This is a genomic window from Streptomyces sp. NPDC047880 (assembly GCF_040706515.1).
GTDB lineage: Bacteria > Actinomycetota > Actinomycetes > Streptomycetales > Streptomycetaceae > Streptomyces.
In genome coordinates this window covers 44010-61043 of the sequence record NZ_JBEZOK010000011.1, presented here as the reverse complement: position 1 = coordinate 61043, position 17034 = coordinate 44010, and the positions used below count along the sequence as shown (strand labels likewise).

The 17034-nt window shown below is 72.3% G+C and carries 16 protein-coding genes; 7 read left to right on the top strand and 9 right to left on the bottom strand.

All coding sequences use genetic code 11. The features are described 5' to 3' along the window. Window positions 1-91: 91 nt before the first annotated feature. Entirely contained in the window at window positions 92-814 is a 723-nt protein-coding gene (locus tag AB0937_RS18500) for a MerR family transcriptional regulator (RefSeq protein WP_366712913.1), read from the top strand. On the opposite strand, the gene AB0937_RS18495 is transcribed toward AB0937_RS18500, so the two are convergent. From AB0937_RS18495 to AB0937_RS18480, 4 genes are all read right to left on the bottom strand, one after another. Further along, window positions 800-2986, bottom strand: a complete 2187-nt coding sequence (locus AB0937_RS18495) for a 3-hydroxyacyl-CoA dehydrogenase NAD-binding domain-containing protein (protein ID WP_366712912.1) — start codon at window positions 2984-2986, stop codon at window positions 800-802. The two genes, AB0937_RS18500 and AB0937_RS18495, sit on opposite strands and share 15 nt — an antisense overlap. 34 nt (window positions 2987-3020) lie before the next feature. Beyond that, entirely contained in the window at window positions 3021-4235 is a 1215-nt protein-coding gene (locus tag AB0937_RS18490; protein ID WP_366712910.1) for an acetyl-CoA C-acetyltransferase, read from the bottom strand. A gap of 11 nt (window positions 4236-4246) precedes the next feature. Further along, window positions 4247-5392 (bottom strand): CaiB/BaiF CoA-transferase family protein, encoded by a 1146-nt coding sequence (locus tag AB0937_RS18485; protein ID WP_366712909.1) that lies wholly within the window; start codon window positions 5390-5392, stop codon window positions 4247-4249. Between the two features lie 109 nt (window positions 5393-5501). Next, window positions 5502-5882 (bottom strand): MmcQ/YjbR family DNA-binding protein, encoded by a 381-nt coding sequence (locus tag AB0937_RS18480; RefSeq protein ID WP_366712907.1) that lies wholly within the window; start codon window positions 5880-5882, stop codon window positions 5502-5504. Between the two features lie 91 nt (window positions 5883-5973). Between AB0937_RS18480 and AB0937_RS18475 the strand changes: the two genes are divergently transcribed. After that, window positions 5974-7152: a saccharopine dehydrogenase NADP-binding domain-containing protein gene (locus AB0937_RS18475; protein ID WP_366712906.1), complete on the top strand. Its 1179-nt coding sequence runs from the start codon at window positions 5974-5976 to the stop codon at window positions 7150-7152. A gap of 13 nt (window positions 7153-7165) precedes the next feature. Here AB0937_RS18475 and AB0937_RS18470 read toward each other — a convergent pair whose 3' ends face one another. Then, window positions 7166-7312, bottom strand: a complete 147-nt coding sequence (locus tag AB0937_RS18470) for a hypothetical protein (protein WP_366712904.1) — start codon at window positions 7310-7312, stop codon at window positions 7166-7168. Between the two features lie 90 nt (window positions 7313-7402). Beyond that, window positions 7403-8095 carry an endonuclease V gene (locus AB0937_RS18465; RefSeq protein WP_366712902.1) on the bottom strand — a complete coding sequence of 231 codons (693 nt, stop codon included), beginning with the start codon at window positions 8093-8095 and terminating at the stop codon, window positions 7403-7405. 63 nt (window positions 8096-8158) lie between these two features. Here AB0937_RS18465 and AB0937_RS18460 point away from each other — a divergent pair, with 63 nt between their 5' ends. Beyond that, window positions 8159-8452, top strand: a complete 294-nt coding sequence (locus tag AB0937_RS18460) for a YciI family protein (RefSeq protein ID WP_366712900.1) — start codon at window positions 8159-8161, stop codon at window positions 8450-8452. Between the two features lie 10 nt (window positions 8453-8462). On the opposite strand, the gene AB0937_RS18455 is transcribed toward AB0937_RS18460, so the two are convergent. Then, complete coding sequence (locus AB0937_RS18455) at window positions 8463-8786, bottom strand: plasmid stabilization protein (RefSeq protein ID WP_366712899.1); 324 nt, start codon at window positions 8784-8786, stop codon at window positions 8463-8465. Between the two features lie 70 nt (window positions 8787-8856). Next, entirely contained in the window at window positions 8857-9903 is a 1047-nt protein-coding gene (locus tag AB0937_RS18450; protein ID WP_366713125.1) for an oxidoreductase, read from the bottom strand. Between the two features lie 297 nt (window positions 9904-10200). Between AB0937_RS18450 and AB0937_RS18445 the strand changes: the two genes are divergently transcribed. Then, on the top strand, window positions 10201-10617 hold the full coding sequence (locus AB0937_RS18445) for an SsgA family sporulation/cell division regulator (protein ID WP_234850588.1): 417 nt from the start codon (window positions 10201-10203) through the stop codon (window positions 10615-10617). A gap of 54 nt (window positions 10618-10671) precedes the next feature. Here the strand turns inward: AB0937_RS18445 and AB0937_RS18440 are convergent, their stop codons facing one another. After that, window positions 10672-11358, bottom strand: a complete 687-nt coding sequence (locus AB0937_RS18440; protein WP_366712898.1) for a GPP34 family phosphoprotein — start codon at window positions 11356-11358, stop codon at window positions 10672-10674. Between the two features lie 307 nt (window positions 11359-11665). Between AB0937_RS18440 and AB0937_RS18435 the strand changes: the two genes are divergently transcribed. The 3 genes from AB0937_RS18435 (at window position 11666) to ddaH (ending at window position 16880) form a co-directional block, all read left to right on the top strand. Further along, entirely contained in the window at window positions 11666-13291 is a 1626-nt protein-coding gene (locus tag AB0937_RS18435) for an ABC-F family ATP-binding cassette domain-containing protein (protein ID WP_366712896.1), read from the top strand. Between the two features lie 10 nt (window positions 13292-13301). Beyond that, window positions 13302-15578: an excinuclease ABC subunit UvrA gene (locus tag AB0937_RS18430; protein ID WP_366712895.1), complete on the top strand. Its 2277-nt coding sequence runs from the start codon at window positions 13302-13304 to the stop codon at window positions 15576-15578. A gap of 525 nt (window positions 15579-16103) precedes the next feature. Further along, on the top strand, window positions 16104-16880 hold the full coding sequence (gene ddaH / locus AB0937_RS18425; RefSeq protein WP_366712894.1) for a dimethylargininase: 777 nt from the start codon (window positions 16104-16106) through the stop codon (window positions 16878-16880). Window positions 16881-17034 lie beyond the last annotated feature (154 nt).

The following is a 17034-nucleotide window of genomic DNA, read 5'->3' as shown; positions in this document are numbered from 1 at the left end:
GGCGTACGTCACAGAGCGCGACTTCTCACACTGCTGTCCCTCGAGTCGCGAGTGGTTTCACAGCAGTGGTGAGACAGCGATACTGCTGCACATGACGACCGACACCGAGGAGCCGACCCTCACCATCGACGAGTTGGCGGCCCGGGCCGGTGTCACCGTGCGCACGGTCCGCTTCTACGGCACGAAGGGCCTGCTGCCCCCGCCGGTGCTCGGTCCGCGGCGGGTGGGGCACTACGGGCGCGAGCACCTGGCCCGGCTGGCGCTCATCGAGGAGCTGCAGCAGCAGGGCATGACACTGTCCGGCATCGAGCGCTACCTGCGGCAGCTGCCGCCGGACCTGAGCGCGCGCGACCTGGCCATCCACCGGGCCGTGGTGGCCTCCTGGGCGCCGGAGACCGTGGAGACCGTCACCCGGGCGGACCTGGAGCGGCGGGCCGGACGGCCGCTGGCCGACGAGGACGTCGATCGGCTCGCGGCCATGGGCGTGGTCCGGCCAGCGGGCGACGGCTACCAGGCCGACCTCGGTCTGCTCCGGCTGGGCGCCGGACTGCTGGACGTGCCGCTCTCCCAGGAGGCGATCTCCGGGGCGCGCACGGTGCTCCTCGAGCACGCGCACGCCGCGGCCCGGGAGCTGTCCCGGCTCTTCCGCGGTGAGGTGGCGGAGCGTGACGCGCAGGACGTGCGGTCCCTGTCCGCGCATATGCACCCGCTGGTGGTGCAGGCGCTCCTCACCGCCTTCCAGCGGTCGCTGAAGGAAGAGCTGGGCGAGTGGCTCACCGGGCCTTCGGGCTCCGGCGGGTCAGACGCGGGCTGAGTCGCTGAACCGCTCCCCCTTCTCCGCCTTCTCCACCAGCAGGGCGGGCGGGGCGAAGCGTTCGCCGTACTGCTGGGCGAGTTCACGCGCGCGGGCCACGAAGCCGGGCAGGCCGCCCTCGTAGCCGTTGATGTACTGGAGCACGCCGCCGGTCCAGCCCGGGAAGCCGATCCCCAAGATGGAGCCGATGTTGGCGTCGGCGACGGAGGTCAGCACGCCTTCCTCCAGCAGCCGGACGGTGTCCAGCGCCTCGGAGAACAGCATGCGTTCCTGCATGTCGCGGAACGGGATCCGGTGGCCGGGCCTGGTGTAGTGCTCGCGCAGTCCGGGCCACAGGCCGGTGCGCTTGCCGTCGTCGCCGTAGTCGTAGAAGCCCGCGCCGCCGCTGCGGCCGGTGCGGCCGAACTCGTCGACCATGCGGTCGATGACGGCCTCGGCCGGGTGGGCCGTCCAGGTGCCGCCCGCCTCCTCGACCGCCCGCTTCGACTCGGCCCGGATCTTGCGGGGCAGGGTCAGCGTCAGTTCGTCCATGAGGGACAGCACCTTGGCCGGGTAGCCGGCCTGCGCGGCGGCCTGTTCGACGGAGGCGGGCTCGATGCCCTCGCCGACCATGGCGACGCCCTCGTTGATGAAGTGGCCGATGACGCGGGAGGTGAAGAAGCCGCGCGAGTCATTGACGACGATCGGCGTCTTGTTGATCTGCCGGACCAGGTCGAAGGCCCGGGCGAGGGCCTCCTCGCCGGTGCGCTCGCCCTTGATGATCTCGACGAGCGGCATCTTGTCGACGGGTGAGAAGAAGTGCAGGCCGATGAAGTCGGCCTGGCGCTCGACGCCTTCGGCGAGGGCGGTGATGGGCAGGGTGGAGGTGTTGGAGCACAGCAGCGCGTCGGGGGCGACGACGTTCTGGATCTCCTGGAACACCTTGTGCTTGAGGGAGGTGTCCTCGAAGACCGCCTCGATCACGGCGTCACAGCCGGCCAGGTCCTGGACCTCGGCGGTGGGGGTGATGCGCGCGAGCAGCGCGTCGGCCTTCTCCTGGGTCGTACGGCCCTTGGAGACGGCCTTGGCGCACAGCTTCTCGGAGTAGGCCTTGCCCTTGAGGGCGGCCTCCAGGGAGACGTCCTTCAGGACGACGTCGATGCCGGCGCGGGCGCAGGAGTAGGCGATGCCGGCGCCCATCATCCCGGCGCCGAGCACAGCGGCCTTGCGGACCGGGCGGGGCTCGACGCCCTTGGGGCGGTTCGCGCCGGAGTTGACGGCCTGGAGGTCGAAGAAGAACGCCTGGATCATGTTCTTCGAGGTCTGGCCGGCCGCGAGGTCCACGAAGTAGCGGGCCTCGATGACCTGGGCGGTCTCGAAGTCGACCTGGGAGCCCTCGACGGCGGCGGCCAGGATGTTGCGCGGGGCCGGGTAGGGGGCGCCGTTCGTCTGCTTGCGCAGGCTGGCCGGGAAGGCGGGCAGGTTCGCGGCGAACTTGGGGTTGGCCGGCGTGCCGCCCGGGATGCGGTAGCCCGGCTTGTCCCAGGGCTGCTGGGACTCGGGGTTGGCGTCGATGAAGGCCCGGGCCTTGGCGAGCATGTCCTCGTGGCTGTCGGCCACCTCGTCGACGAGGCCGTTGTCCAGTGCGCGGCGCGGGTTGTACTGGGTGCCCTGGAGGAGGACCTTCAGCAGGGCGTCGGCGATGCCGAGCATCCGGACGGTGCGGACGACGCCGCCGCCTCCGGGGAGCAGGCCGAGGGTGACCTCGGGGCAGCCGATCTTGGAGCCCGGCGCGTCGAGGGCGACGCGGTGGTGGCAGGCCAGGGCGATCTCGTAACCGCCGCCCAGGGCCGCGCCGTTGAGGGCGGCGACGACCGGCTTGCCGAGGGTCTCGATGCGGCGCAGGTTCCGCTTGATGGCCATGCCGCCGTCGAACAGCTCCTGGGCGGTCTCGGGCGTGACGCGGATGAGGTCGCGCAGGTCGCCGCCGGCGAAGAAGGTCTTCTTGGCGGAGGTGATGATGACGCCCCGGATGGAGTCCTTCTCGGCCTCCAGACGGTCGGTGACGGCGGCGAGGGAGTCGCGGAACGCCTGGTTCATGGTGTTCGCGGACTGGTGCGGATCGTCGATGACCAGGGTGACGAGGCCGGTGCGGTCCTGTTCCCAGCGGATGGTGGTGGACTCAGTGCTCATGTGGAGGTGCTCCGTGTGATCCGTCGGGAGGGGGTCAGATGCGCTCGACGATGGTCGCGACGCCCATGCCGCCGCCGACGCACAGCGTGGCGAGGCCGTAGCGCTTGTCCTGGCGCTCGAGTTCGTCGACGAGGGTGCCGAGGATCATCGCGCCGGTGGCGCCGAGGGGGTGGCCGAGCGCGATCGCGCCGCCGTTGACGTTGACCTTGTCCAGGGACAGGCCCATGTCCTTCACGAAGCGCAGCACGACCGCCGCGAACGCCTCGTTGATCTCGACGAGGTCGATGTCGTCGATGGTCAGTCCGGCCTTGGCGAGGGCCTTGCGGGTGGCGGGGGCGGGGCCGGTGAGCATGATGGTCGGCTCGGAGCCGGACACGGCGGCGGAGACGATCCGGGCGCGGGGGGTGAGGCCGTAGCGCTCGCCGACCTCCTTGGAGCCGATCGCGACGAGCGAGGCGCCGTCGACGATTCCGGAGGAGTTGCCCGCGTGGTGGACGTGGTCGATCTTCTCCACCCAGTGGTACTGCTGGAGCGCCACGGCGTCGAAGCCGCCGAGTTCGCCGATGTCCGCGAAGGACGGCTTCAGCTTGGCGAGGGAGTCGGCGGTGGTGCCGGGGCGCGGGTGCTCGTCGTGGTCGAGGACGACCAGGCCGCTGCGGTCCTTCACCGGGACGACCGACCTGTCGAAGCGGCCGTCCTTCATCGCGGTGGCGGCCCGCTCCTGGGAGAGGGCCGCGTATTCGTCGACGTCCCGGCGGGAGAAGCCCTCGATGGTGGCGATGAGGTCGGCGCCGATGCCCTGGGGCACGAAGTTGACCTCGAGGTTGGTCATCGGGTCGTTGAACCAGGCGCCGCCGTCGGAGGCCATCGGCACCCGGGACATCGACTCGACACCGCCCGCGAGGACGAGGTCCTCCCAGCCGGAACGCACCTTGGCGGCGGCCAGGTTGACGGCCTCCAGGCCCGAGGCACAGAAGCGGTTCTCCTGCACACCGGCGACCGTGTCGGGCAGGCCCGCGGCGATGGCGGCGATCCGGGCGATGTCGGAGCCCTGGTCGCCGACCGGGCCGACGACGCCGAGGACGATGTCGTCGACGGCGGCCGGGTCGAGGTCCGGGAAGCGGGCACGGATCTCGTGGATGAGTCCGACGACCAGGTCGATGGGCTTGGTGCCGTGCAGGGCGCCGCTTGCCTTGCCGCGGCCGCGCGGGGTGCGGATCGCGTCGTAGACGTACGCTTCGGTGCTCACGAGGGGGCCTTTCACTGAGGGTTTCGGGACGACGGGAGGAGCCCGGGGACGTCCCAGTCCCGGGCGACGTCCGCCGTGCCGGCGCCCGGCCGCGCCGGGCCGGTGCGGACGGAGGTCGGGGTCGCGGAGAAGCGGGGGGCCGGGGCGGGCTGGGTGATGCCGCCGTGGTCGGTGAAGGTGCCGCGGGCGGCCAGGTGCGGGTGGTGCGGGGCCTCGCGCAGGGACAGCACGGGCGCCACGCAGGCGTCGGAGCCGTCGAAGACGGCCGTCCACTCGTCCCTCGTCCGGGTCTTGAAGCGGGCGGCGATCTCTTCACGCAGTTCGTCCCAGCGGGTGACGTCCTTGCGGGCGCCGGCCCGGTCGCCGACGCCGAGGAGGCCGAGGAATTCGGCGTAGAACTGCGGTTCCAGGGCGCCGACGGCCATGTACCGGCCGTCGGCCGTCTCGTAGGTCCCGTAGTAGGGGCAGCCGCCGTCCAGGAGGTTGGCGCCGCGGCGGTCCTGCCAGCCGCCGGCGGCGAGCATGCCGTGGATCATCGTGGCGAGGTGGGCGGTGCCGTCGACGATGGCGGCGTCGACGACCTGGCCGGTGCCGCTCGCACGGGCGTGGTGCAGGGCGGCGAGGACGCCGACGACGAGGTAGAGGGAGCCGCCCGCGTAGTCGCCGAGCAGGTTGGCCGGGACCGGCGGCGCCTGACCCGGCCGGCCGATCATGCGGAGAGTGCCGGTGGGGGCGATGTACGCGATGTCGTGCCCGGCGCGCCGGGCGAGCGGGCCGTCCTGGCCCCAGCCGGTCATCCGGCCGTACACCAGGCGCGGGTTGCGGGCGTGGCAGGGCTCGGGGCCGACACCGAGGCGCTCGGCGACGCCGGGGCGGTAGCCCTCGATCAGGATGTCGGCGCGGGCCACGAGGTCGAGCACCCGCTCCGGGCCGTCCGGGGCCTTCAGGTCGACGACCACCGAGCGCTTGTTGCGGTTGGTGACGTCGTACGCCGGGTCGATCGCGAGCCCGGGGCCGCCGGGCCGGTCCACCCGCACGACGTCGGCCCCGAGGTCGGCCAGGAGCATGGCGGCGAACGGGCCGGGGCCGATACCGGCCAGCTCGACGACGCGCACGCCGGTGAGCGGGCCGTGTCCTGGCGTCCTTGCCGTGGTCATCCAGCCCCCAGTGCTGTGACACATCTGATGTAACACCAGTGATGCTAAGAACGGGTTCCACTCGGCACAAGACCCGGCCGAGCAAGCGCTTAGCAATCTGCCGTACGGGTCAGCTTCCGTCCAGTTCCACTATCAGCCGCTTCGGGGCGATCACCCGGTAGCTCTCCTCCACCCAGTCGCAGAGCACCTCCGCGGACGGGGCGCCCTGCAGCTCCAGGGGAACGCTCACCCAGCCCGCCTTGCCCAGGCCGTACCCGGCGGGCTCGGCGCCCGGGCAGGCCAGTGCGTGGGCGTGCGCCGTCTCGTCCTTGAGCTTCACCGTCACCCCCAGGGGGTAACTGCCGTCCTGCACCCCGAGGAAGACGAAGACCTTGCTGTTGACCTTGGCGACGGACTCGCCCCAGGGGAACTCCTCGACGGCGTCCGGCAGCCCCAGTGCGAACCCGCGCACTTTCTCCCACTTCTTCAGGGCATTCCTGGGCACGGCCATCGTCGTCCTCCGGGCTCGTCGTCGGGCTCCGCACTCCTCACGCTAGCCTCGGCCACCGACAGCGGCACGGGCTGCACGACCGAGGGGTGTCATGAGCAGGCAAAGCAGGACGGACCGTCCGTACGACATCGTGCTCTTCGGAGCGACCAGTTTCGCCGGGGCGCTCACCGCGGAGTACCTGGCCGCCCACGCGCCCGGGGGGCTGCGCTGGGCGATCGCGGGCCGCGACGCGCAGAAGCTGGAGCGGCTGCGGGAACGGCTGCCCGCCGACGCCGGGGTGGGGGTGGTGCGGGCGGACGTCTCCGATCCGGCATCGCTGCGCGGCCTCGCCGGGCAGGCGCGCGTGGTGGCCACGACCGTCGGCCCGTACGTGACATACGGGGAGGAACTCGTCGCCGCCTGCGCGGACGCCGGGACCGACTACCTGGACCTGTGCGGCGAGCCCGAGTTCGTGGACCTGATGTACGTCCGGCACGACGCACGCGCGCGGGAGACGGGGGCGCGGCTGGTGCACGCCGCCGGGTTCGACTCGATCCCGCACGACCTGGGCGTGTACTTCACCGTGCAGCAGCTGCCCGAGGACGTGCCCCTGACCGTGGAGGGCTTCGTCACCGCGGACGCGGCGTTCTCCGGCGGCACCTTCGCCTCCGCGCTGGGCCAGTTCGCACGGCAGCGGGAGATGGCGGCGGCCGCGCGTGACCGGCGGCGGCACGAGCCGCGGCTGGTGGGCCGGCGTGCGTCGGCGCCGTTGGGCGGGCCGCGGTTCGCCAAGGAGGTCGGCGCGTGGGCGTTGCCGATGCCGACCATCGACCCTCAGATCGTGCGGCGCTCGGCGTCGGCCCTCGACCGGTACGGGCCCGACTTCCGCTACCGGCAGTACGCGGCCGTCCGGCGTCTGCCCGTCGCCGTGGGCGGGGTCGCGGCGGTCGGCGCGCTGGTCGCGGCGGCTCAGGTGCCGCCCGCGCGGCGCTGGTTGTCGGACCGGCTCAAGCCCGGCGACGGGCCGAGCCCCGAGAAGCGGGCGAAGAGCTGGTTCTCCGTGCGCTTCGTGGGTGAAGGCGGCGGTCAGCGGGTGTACACGGAGGTCTCGGGCGGCGATCCCGGCTACGACGAGACGGCCAAGATGTTGGCCGAGTCGGCGCTGTGCCTCGCCTTCGACGACCTTCCGGAGACGGCGGGTCAGGTCACCACGGCGGTGGCCATGGGCAACGCGCTGATCGACCGGCTGCGCACGGCGGGCATCCGCTTCCGCGTCGCGGCGGCCCGCTGAGGCAGGCCGGGGCCTACAGCGGCCACTCGGCGACGGTGTAGATCATCCCGGCGATCCAGCCGAGCCCGGCCAGGACGGCGAGGATCAGCCCTGTGGTGACGGCCCGCTCGACGGTCTGGGTCGGGCCGGCAACTGGCTTGGGGGCGCGGTGCGTTGTCATGCGCCCCAGCCTGCCGACGGAGCCGCCCCGCGGGCATCCGTACGGGTACTCAGGGCCGGTACTCAGATCGTCCGGTCGCCCTGCGGCCGGTCAGGCCGGGTACGTCTCCCGCAGCGCCTCGCGGCACAGCGCGTCCGCCCTGCGGGTGGTCTCCGGGATGCGGTAGGCGGGGGTCAGCGCGAGAGTGTGCGCGCAGGCGTTGTCCAGGGTCACCCGGTGGCCGACGGAGACGAAGACCGGCTTGACGGCGTCCCGGGTGCGCAGGGCCCGGCCGACCTCCTCCGGGCCGGCGAGCAGGGCGGCGGTGCTGCCGCGCGGGGTGTCCGGGTCGTCGTAGGAGAACGCGAACGGGTTCTTCGCCACGCCGATCGTGGGCAGGCCGGTCAGGACGCCGAGGTGGCTGGCGAGGCCGAAGCGGCGGGGGTGGGCGAGGCCGTAGCCGTCGCAGACGACCAGGCCGGGCGGGCAGGGCAGGGCGTCGAGGGCGGCGAGGACCGTGGGGATCTCACGGAAGGCGAGCAGCCCGGGCACATAGGGGAAGGAGACCCGGCCCACGGCGGTGGCCTGCGCGACGACGTCGAGGGTCGACGCGTCCAGCACGACCGCCGCCGCCGCGACGACGTCGCGTTCGTCGTCGTACGCGACGTCGACCCCCGTCACGCGGCCCGTTCCGGGCGGCGGCCCCGGTTCGCCGAGGATCACACGGGCGCGCAGAGCGTCCTGCACGGCACGGGCCTGCTCCTCGGTGGCGGGCCAGTCCTCTGGAATCTGTACGGTCGTCATGATGGGCCCGAGCCTACGGGCTGCCAGGCGGCCGGACGGGCGCCCGGGGGTAGGCTCCCGATCATGTTCGTGCTGGAACTGACCTACACCGCCCCGCTGGAAGCCGTCGACGCCGTGCTGGAGGAGCATGTGGTCTGGCTCGACGAGCAGTACCGGCAGGGGGTCTTCCTCGCGTCCGGGCGCAAGAACCCCCGCGACGGCGGGGTGATCATCGCCGTCGCGGGGGATCGCGCGCGGATCGAGGAGATCACCGCGGAGGACCCGTTCGTCGTCGCGGGCGTGTGCGCGTACCGCGTCACCGAGTTCACGGCCACGAAGACGGCACCCGCGCTGGAGGCCTACCGCGAGACCCTCTGAGGCGTCCGCCTCACTTGCCCAGTGCGCGCTGCAGCTGGCTCTTGTTCATGCTGGAACGGCCCTCGACGCCCTTGCGCTTGGCCTCCTGGTACAGCTGGTCGTAGGTGGGGCCCTGGGAGCCCTGCCCCGAACGCTGACCGCCCCGCTTGCCCGAGGACATGTCCTTGATGGAGGTGCGGCTGGCCGTCTTGGACTCGCCGGAGCGGGCGCGTTCCTTGTTCACCGTCCGGGCGGCGATCTCCTTGGCGCGGCCGGTGCTTTCGCCCCGGTCCTTCGCGCTCTCCTTGATGTGCTCGTACTGACGCTCCCGCTTGGAGCTCGAACCGCGTGGCATTCTCGCTCACTTCCTTTCGCGATCAGTGAACGAGTACCCACACTGCCAACGATCAGGGCACGCCGCATGCTCACTGCTCCAGGCGGGCAACCCGGCCCTTCTCACCGGCGGCCCAGCACCCTTGGGACGGCGTGCAGTCGACGGTGTCGTAGGAGCCCGCGTCCACGGTCCGCCAGGTCCGGCCGGCGTCCGTGGTGAGGTCGGTGCCGGTGGGGCCGACGGCGAGGGCGGCGGTCCGGCTGTGCGGGAGCCAGGCCACGCCGGAGCGGTAGGCGGGCACGGGCGTGGCCGCCGGGCGCCAGGTGCGCCCGCCGTCGGCAGTGCGCGCGGCGGCGCGCGGCGAGGGCTGGTCGGGGCGGTAGTCGCCGCCGACGGCAAGGCCTCGGGCGCGGTCGCGGAAGGCCAGCGCGAAGACGCCCCGGGCGGGATCTCCCGCGGGGAGGGGCCCGTCGGCGGCCGTCCAGGTGACCCCACGGTCGGCGGAGTGCAGGACCCGCGCGCGGGCCGCTCCGCCGGTGGCGAGCCAGACGTCCTTCGCACCGGACGTCACCAGGCACTGGCCGCTCGCCGCGAACCCGGCCTCGCCCTCCTGCGCGGCCGGCATCCCCCGGTCCGGCAGCACCGTCCAGGAGCGGCCGCCGTCACCCGTCGACAGGATGCGGAACTTCCCGTCCACCGGGTCGCTCATCGCGAGACCGTGGCGGCGGTCGAAGAAGGCGAGACAGTCGTAGAACGCTCTCGGGTCGGGGTTGCGGAAGGACTCCGTCCAGGTCGTTCCGCCGTCGTCGGTGCGGTAGATCCGGGACGCCTCCCCCTCGCCGATGGCCAGCACCACGGCCCGGCGCGCGTCGAACGCCTCCACGTCCCGGAACTGCAACTCCCCCGCGCCGGGCGGCGACACGTTCCGCCAGCTCGCGCCGCCGTCGGTGGTGCGCAGGACGGTTCCGCCGGTGCCGGCGACCCAGGCGGTGTTCCGGCTGACGGCGGCGAGGCCCCGGAAGCGTGCCTCCGGGGCGCCGGTGTCCTTGAGTTCCCAGTGCGGCGCCCGGTGCTCCGGCTCGTGCGCCTGCGCCGGTACGGCGGTCAGGGCCGCCAGTGCCGCCGCGCAGGCCGCCATCGCGGTCGCCCTGCCCCGTGTTCGTCCCGCCCGTCGCGTGCTCCCCATGCGCCTCATGGCGGGCGAAGCTAGCCCACACCCCGGGTGCCGTCCAGACGGCCTCCCCGCTCGCACGTCCGGCACCACACGTGTCCTCGGGGGCACACGAGGAGAGTCACGTCACTCTGGTGCATGAACGCGGTGACAGAGGTCACTCGCATTTCGTGTGCACGGATTGGCTGATTCCGTCGTCTCTTCCAGTGCCCGGCCTCATCCGCCCGGAAGTGTCCGTCCAGCCGTCACAAGGGAGCAAAGGCGTTGTCCATCGTCATCGAGCAGCCCGTTGAGGCCCGCCTCGTCGCCGCCGCGCCGCGTATGCCGAGCATTCCCGCGACGCTGCACTACGACCGGCGTGATCCTTTCGCGGTCCGTATGACCTTCCCCGCCCCGGCCACGCTGGAGGGCGTCGACGTCTGCTGGACCTTCTCCCGTGAGCTGCTCGCCGCGGGCCAGAAGAGCGCCGAGGGGCACGGCGACGTGCGGGTGCGTCCCTATGGCTACGACCGCACGGTGCTGGAGTTCCACGCACCCGAGGGCACCGCCGTGGTCCACGTCCGCTCGAGCGAGATCCGCCGGTTCCTCGAGGCCACGAGTGAACTCGTGCCCGTCGGCCTGGAGCACCTCCAGCTCGATCTGGACCACGGTCTGGCCGAGCTGATGCGCGACGCGTGCTGAGCTGACGGGTCCGCTCCGGCACGGCGTTGTCCTCGCACTCGGCCACGAGGGGTCTCAGTGCGAGGCGGTCACCGCGCTCCTCGCCCTCCGCTCGCTCACCGCCGCACTCACCTCGCGGACGATGCCGACCAGTTCGGGCCTCGCCTCTGCGGCCCGCTCGGTCAGTTCCCGGGTGCAGTGTCCCGAAGGGCCTTCGCCGAAGAGGTGCGCGGCTGCGGCGAGGACGGCGACCGCCGCGTCGCGACCGGAGACCCCGGCGGCCGGCAGCGGACCGCTAGGCACCTGGCCCGTCCCCTCGTGCGGCTCCTGAAGCACCTGCCGTGTCTCCTCCCGCAGCGTCTCCACGACGACCACCCGTTCCAGCGCGTACTCCACGGACGGGAACACACCGAGCACCCGTCTCTTCTCCGCCCGGACGTACCCGTCGGCCACCAGTTGCTCCCGCACGGCATCGGAGGTCACCCGCGCCCGCAGCGTCACCCAGGTGTGCCAGGGGTGGGGGCAGGACTCGCGGACGAGGTCCAGCAGCCCGTCGAGGACCGGGTCACCCGCGCTCGCGTCCAGGTCCACCGGCGTGGCGATGCCGTCCACGTCGGTCAGCAGCCCGCGCCGGGCCAGCTCGACGAGGGCGCCGGCCCGCACCAGGCCGGTTCGCGGAGCGGTGCCGCCGGTAGCCGGCCGCCCGGTGTCCCAGGTCAGCAGAGAGAGCCGGGCCGGCACTGAGAGCGGTTCGTTCGGCACGGGAGCCTCCTTCGAGCAGGAAGATCGAGTTCCCCGTAAAGGCGTTGACAGGCTCACAGCGCCTTCGTACGGTGTACAACGTCCTGTTGCCGCCGATTGGAGAAGGACGTTGCTCGTCTGAGGTCCTGAGACACCGCGTCACACCCCTTGGTGTGCGCTGCGTGCGACCTCGGCGTCAGAGCCGTCCTCCCGGTGCAGGGCATTTTTCATGTCCGTGACGTGCCCACGGAGCCTCCTCCCCCTGGTCGCAGGTGTCTCGACACGCGTTTGCCCCTGACCGCTTCAAGCAACCGCGAGTGAGGCCCCCATGTCTGCTTCCATCACCGTCACGTCCCTTGCGTTCGCCTGGCCCGACGGCAGTCCCGTCTTCGAGGGCCTGGACGTCGCGTTCGGCCCCGGCCGGACCGGCCTGGTAGGCGTCAACGGGTCGGGAAAGTCCACCCTGCTCAAGCTGATCGCCGGTGAACTCGCACCGGCCGACGGCACCGTCCGCGTGGCCGGCGAGGTCGGATACCTCCCGCAGAACGTCACGCTCGACACCACCTTGCGCGTCGACGAAGCCCTCGGCATCGCCGCACAGCGCGCCGCCCTGCACGCCATCGAGTCGGGCGACGCCTCCGAGGCGCATTTCGAGACCGTCGGCGACGACTGGGACGTCGAGGAGCGAGCCCTCGCCACCCTGGGCGAACTCGGCCTGGGACACGTGGCGTTGGACCGCACCATCGGTGAGGTGTCCGGCGGCGAGTCGGTCCTGCTGCGGCTGGCCGCGCTGCTGCTGCGCCGGCCCGACGTGCTGCTGCTGGACGAGCCGACCAACAACCTCGACCTGTACGCCCGTCGGCGGCTGTACGCGGCCGTGCAGTCCTGGCCGGGTGTGATGGTCGTCGTCAGCCACGACCGTGAACTGCTGGACCTCGTCGACCAGATCGCCGATCTGCGCTCCGGCGGGATCACCTGGTTCGGCGGCAACTACACCGACTACGAGGAGGCGCTGGAGATCGAGCAGGAGGCGGCGGAGCGCATGGTGCGGGTCGCCGAGTCCGACTTCCGCAAGCAGAAGCGCGAACTCGCCGACGCCCAGGTCAAACTGGCCCGCCGCAAGCGGTACGGGCAGAAGATGTGGGACAGCAAGCGCGAGCCGAAGATCGTCATGGGGGCACGCAAGCGCGCGGCGCAGGAGTCCGCGGGCAAGCACCGCATCATGCACGAGGAGAAGCTCGCCGAGGCCCGGGAGCGGCTCGACGAGGCGGTGGAGGCCGTACGGGACGACGACGAGATCCGCGTCGACCTGCCGTACACGGCCGTGCCGCCGGGGCGGACCGTCCTCACCCTCCAGGATCTCGGGCTCCGCTACGGCGCCCGGGTGAAGGGGGGCCTCGAGCTGCGCGGGCCCGAGCGGGTCGCGCTGATCGGGCGCAACGGCGCGGGCAAGACCACGCTGCTGCGCACGATCACCGGCGAGCTCGCCCCGGAGGCGGGCGAGGTGGTGGCGCACGTCCCGCTGCGGTTCCTGCCCCAGCGGCTGGACGTCCTCGACGGGGAGCTGTCCGTCGCCGAGAACGTGGCCCGGTACGCGCCGGACGCCACCAACAACCGGGTCCGGGCGCGGCTGGCACGCTTCCTGTTCCGGGGCGCCCGCGCCGACCAGAAGGCGGCGACGCTGTCCGGCGGTGAGCGCTTCCGGGCCGCGCTGGCCGCGCTGATGCTGGCCGAGCCCGCCCCGCAGCTGCTCATGCTGGACGAGCCGACCAACAACCTCGACCTGGCGAGCGTCCGGCAGCTCACCACGGCACTGGAGTCGTACGAGGGAGCGCTGGTCGTGGCCAGTCACGACCTGCCGTTCCTGGAGTCCATCGGCATCACGCGCTGGCTGCTGCTGGAGGAGGGAGAACTCAGGGAAATCACGCCAGAGGCTGTCGGGTTTTCCTCCTAGCGTCGGTGGCATGACCGACTTCGCACACGATGCCATCACCCTGACCGGGGCACGCGAGAACAACCTCAAGGACGTCACCCTCCGCATCCCGAAAGGCCGGCTGACCGTGTTCACCGGCGTTTCGGGGTCGGGGAAGTCGTCCGTCGTCTTCGACACGATCGCCGTGGAGTCGCAGCGCCAGCTGAACGAGACGTACCCCTGGTTCGTCCGCAACCGGCTGCCCAAGTTCGAGCGGCCCCACGCGGACGGCCTGGAGCACCTCACCCCGGCGATCGTCGTCGACCAGCGGCAGGTCGGCGGCCACTCCCGGTCGACCGTCGGCACCATGACGGACGTCTACTCGGTGATCCGGGTGCTGTTCTCCCGGCACGGCACGCCGAGCGCCGGGCCGGCAACGGCGTACTCGTTCAACGACCCGTCGGGGATGTGCCCCGAGTGCGACGGCCTCGGCCGGACGGTGCGGCCCGACTGGGACCGGATCCTGGATCCGGACCGCTCCCTCGCCGACGGGGCGGTCCGCTTCCCGCCGTTCGCCGCAGGGACCTGGCAGGGGCAGGCGTACACCAACAGCACCGACCTGGACCCGCACAAGCCGGTCGGGCGGTTCACGGCCGCCGAGCGGGAGTTCCTGATGCGCGGGCGGCCGGGCAGCAAGGTCACCGTCAACGGCACCGGCGGCACCTGGACCACCGAGTACGAGGGGCTGGCCGTCCGCTTCGAGCGGCTGTATCTGAAGCGGGACCTGTCGGCCATGAGCCAGAAGACCCGGGACCTGGTGAGCGCGTACCTGGTGGAGGGCACCTGCCCGGGCTGCGGAGGAGCCCGGCTGAACGCGGCGGCGCTCGCGACCCGCGTCAGCGGCCGGTCGATCGCCGACTGCACCCGCATGCAGGTCACGGATTTGATCGCGGTGCTGAAGGAGATCGACGACCCGGTGGCCGGGCCGATCGCCTCGGCCGCCGTCACGGCGCTGGAGCGCATCGAGGCGATCGGTCTCGGCTACCTCAGTCTGGACCGGGAGACGGCCACGCTGAGCGGCGGGGAGGGGCAGCGTCTGAAGACGGTGCGGCACCTGGGCTCCAGCCTGACCGGGATGACGTACATCTTCGACGAGCCGAGCGTCGGACTGCACCCGCGCGACGTGGGCCGCCTCGGCGACCTGCTGCTGCGGCTGCGCGACAAGGGCAACACCGTGCTGGTGGTCGAGCACGACCCGGACGTGATCGCGCTGGCCGATCACGTCGTCGACATGGGTCCCGGAGCCGGGGCGGGCGGCGGCACGGTGGTGTTCGAGGGGACGCCACGGGAGCTGGCGTCGTCCCGCACGCTCACCGGACGGTGTCTGCGCCGCCGTACGGCGGTCAAGGACGAAGTGCGCGAGGCCGCCGGGGAGTTGTGGGTGAAAGGCGCCCGCCGGCACAACCTGCGGGACGTGACCGTACGGTTCCCGATCGGTGTGCTCACGGCGGTGACCGGGGTCGCCGGGTCCGGCAAGAGCACCCTGGCCGGGGAGTTCGCCGCGGCGCACGACGAGGCCGTGGTCGTCGACCAGTCGTCGATCGGCGTCTCGGGCCGTTCCACCCCGGCGACCTATCTGGGGATCATGGACACGGTCCGCAAGATCTTCGCCCGCGAGACGGGGACCGAGGCGGGCCTGTTCAGTTTCAACTCCGGCGGGGCCTGCGGCACCTGCGAGGGCCGGGGCCTCCTCTACACCGACCTGGCCTTCATGGACCCGGTGACGACGACCTGCCACGCCTGCGAGGGGCGGCGCTTCAAGGAGGAGGTGCTGCGGCTGACCGTGCGGGGCAGCTCCGTCGCGGACGTCCTGGAGATGACCGCCGAGCAGGCGCTCGACTTCTTCGACGACCCGGGCGTACGGCGCCGGCTGAGCGCCCTGCGGGACGTCGGACTCACGTACCTGACGCTGGGGCAGCCCCTCTCCACCCTCTCCGGCGGCGAGAGGCAGCGGATCAAGCTGGCCACACGACTGCACCGGACGGGCGCGGTCTACGTCCTCGACGAACCGACGACCGGCCTGCACATGGCGGACGTGGAGGGCCTCGTCGCCCTCCTGGACCGGCTGGTCGACGCGGGCAACACGGTCGTCGTGGTCGAGCACAACCTGGACGTGGTCGCCCGGGCCGACTGGGTCATCGACCTCGGCCCGGACGGTGGCCGGGACGGCGGCGAGATCGTCTTCGAGGGGACGCCGGGCCGACTGCTGGAGGCGGAGGGGTCGTTCACGGCCGAGCACCTGCGGCGGGCGGTGCGGCACCGCCCGTGAGCCGGCTGCGCGCCGAGGTCGGGGCCGGTGGGGTGAGACGGTGTGCGCGGTCAGGCGCCTTGCCGCCGGACCTGTGACGTGGGGGCGGTGACGGCGGGCGGGTCCGGGCGGGGCCGGGGGCAGGCGGGTCCGTGGGCTGAGCCGACGAGCACGGCCGAGGGCGCCGGGATGGTCCCGCGGGGCCGGGCGGGTTCCCGTGGCCGGCGCACCGCCCTCACCTCCGGCGACGGCATCGGGCGCGTGTCGGCGGCGGGGGGGCAGGGCCCGTGAGCTGAGTGGGCGCACGCGGGCGGTGCCGTCGACGTACGCGGGCGGTGCCGTGGCCGTGGGGTGAGTTGTCGGCGGGTGGTGGGTACCCGGAGGGCGGCGGGTCGGTCCCTCCGTCCGCTCCGGACCTCCCCGGGGCTGTCCTCTCCCCCGTTCGCCCTGCATGATGGTCGGCCGACGCCCCGATGGGCTCCGGTCGCTCCCGGGGGCTCCGCCGGTGCGGTCCCGACACGTCCCATCCGATACGGAGTCACACTCGTGCCCAGCAAGAAGGCCCTCGTCCGCCGCCCCAGCCCGCGCCTCGCCGAGGGGCTGGTGACGCACATCGAGCGGGAGCAGGTCGACGCCGGCCTCGCCGCCGAGCAGTGGTCGGCGTATGTCGAGGCCCTGCGCACGCACGGCTGGGAAATCATCGAGGTGGACCCGGTCGACGACTGCCCGGACTCGGTGTTCGTCGAGGACACGGTCGTGATGTACAAGAACGTGGCCCTGATCGCGCGCCCCGGCGCCGACTCCCGGCGGGAGGAGACCGCCGGGGTGGAGGAGGCCGTGGCCGGTCTCGGCTGCTCGGTGAACTGGATCTGGGAGCCGGGCACCCTGGAGGGCGGGGACGTCCTGAAGATCGGCGACACGGTCTACGTGGGCCGGGGCGGCCGCACCAACGCCGCCGGCGTCCGGCAGCTGCGCGCCGCGTTCGAGCCACTCGGCGCGCGGGTCGTCTCGGTGCCGGTGAGCAAGGTGCTGCATCTGAAGTCGGCGGTCACGGCGCTGCCGGACGGCACGGTCATCGGACACATCCCGAAGATGGACACGCCGTCGCTGTTCGGGCGCTTCCTGCCGGTCCCGGAGGAGGCCGGGTCGCACGTGGTGCTGCTCGGCGGTGACAAGCTGCTGATGGCGGCGAGCGCGCCGAAGACCGCCGAGCTGTTCGCCGACCTCGGGTACGAACCGGTCGTCGTGGACATCAGCGAGTTCGAGAAGCTCGAGGGATGTGTGACGTGCCTCTCGGTGCGGCTGCGGGACCTGTACGTCTGAGCGGACCGTATCCCTCCCCTTGAGGCCCCCGACCTGCAGGTCCGGCGGACGGACGCGCTCCAGGGCGATCCCGCTGCTCAGCGGCCTTTACAGGACCCTTAACCTACGGCTTCGTAACCTACGGAGACGTAGCCTACGATGCCGTAGGTTTACT

What these genes read in the sequence shown, in the direction of transcription:
- AB0937_RS18500 (WP_366712913.1), top strand. Translation starts at nt 92, where the DNA reads ATGACGACCGACACCGAGGAGCCGACCCTCACCATCGACGAGTTGGCG.
- AB0937_RS18495 (WP_366712912.1), bottom strand. Translation starts at nt 2,986, where the DNA reads ATGAGCACTGAGTCCACCACCATCCGCTGGGAACAGGACCGCACCGGC.
- AB0937_RS18485 (WP_366712909.1), bottom strand. Translation starts at nt 5,392, where the DNA reads ATGACCACGGCAAGGACGCCAGGACACGGCCCGCTCACCGGCGTGCGC.
- AB0937_RS18480 (WP_366712907.1), bottom strand. Translation starts at nt 5,882, where the DNA reads ATGGCCGTGCCCAGGAATGCCCTGAAGAAGTGGGAGAAAGTGCGCGGG.
- AB0937_RS18475 (WP_366712906.1), top strand. Translation starts at nt 5,974, where the DNA reads ATGAGCAGGCAAAGCAGGACGGACCGTCCGTACGACATCGTGCTCTTC.
- AB0937_RS18470 (WP_366712904.1), bottom strand. Translation starts at nt 7,312, where the DNA reads ATGACAACGCACCGCGCCCCCAAGCCAGTTGCCGGCCCGACCCAGACC.
- AB0937_RS18465 (WP_366712902.1), bottom strand. Translation starts at nt 8,095, where the DNA reads ATGACGACCGTACAGATTCCAGAGGACTGGCCCGCCACCGAGGAGCAG.
- AB0937_RS18460 (WP_366712900.1), top strand. Translation starts at nt 8,159, where the DNA reads ATGTTCGTGCTGGAACTGACCTACACCGCCCCGCTGGAAGCCGTCGAC.
- AB0937_RS18455 (WP_366712899.1), bottom strand. Translation starts at nt 8,786, where the DNA reads ATGCCACGCGGTTCGAGCTCCAAGCGGGAGCGTCAGTACGAGCACATC.
- AB0937_RS18450 (WP_366713125.1), bottom strand. Translation starts at nt 9,903, where the DNA reads ATGGCGGCCTGCGCGGCGGCACTGGCGGCCCTGACCGCCGTACCGGCG.
- AB0937_RS18435 (WP_366712896.1), top strand. Translation starts at nt 11,666, where the DNA reads ATGTCTGCTTCCATCACCGTCACGTCCCTTGCGTTCGCCTGGCCCGAC.
- AB0937_RS18430 (WP_366712895.1), top strand. Translation starts at nt 13,302, where the DNA reads ATGACCGACTTCGCACACGATGCCATCACCCTGACCGGGGCACGCGAG.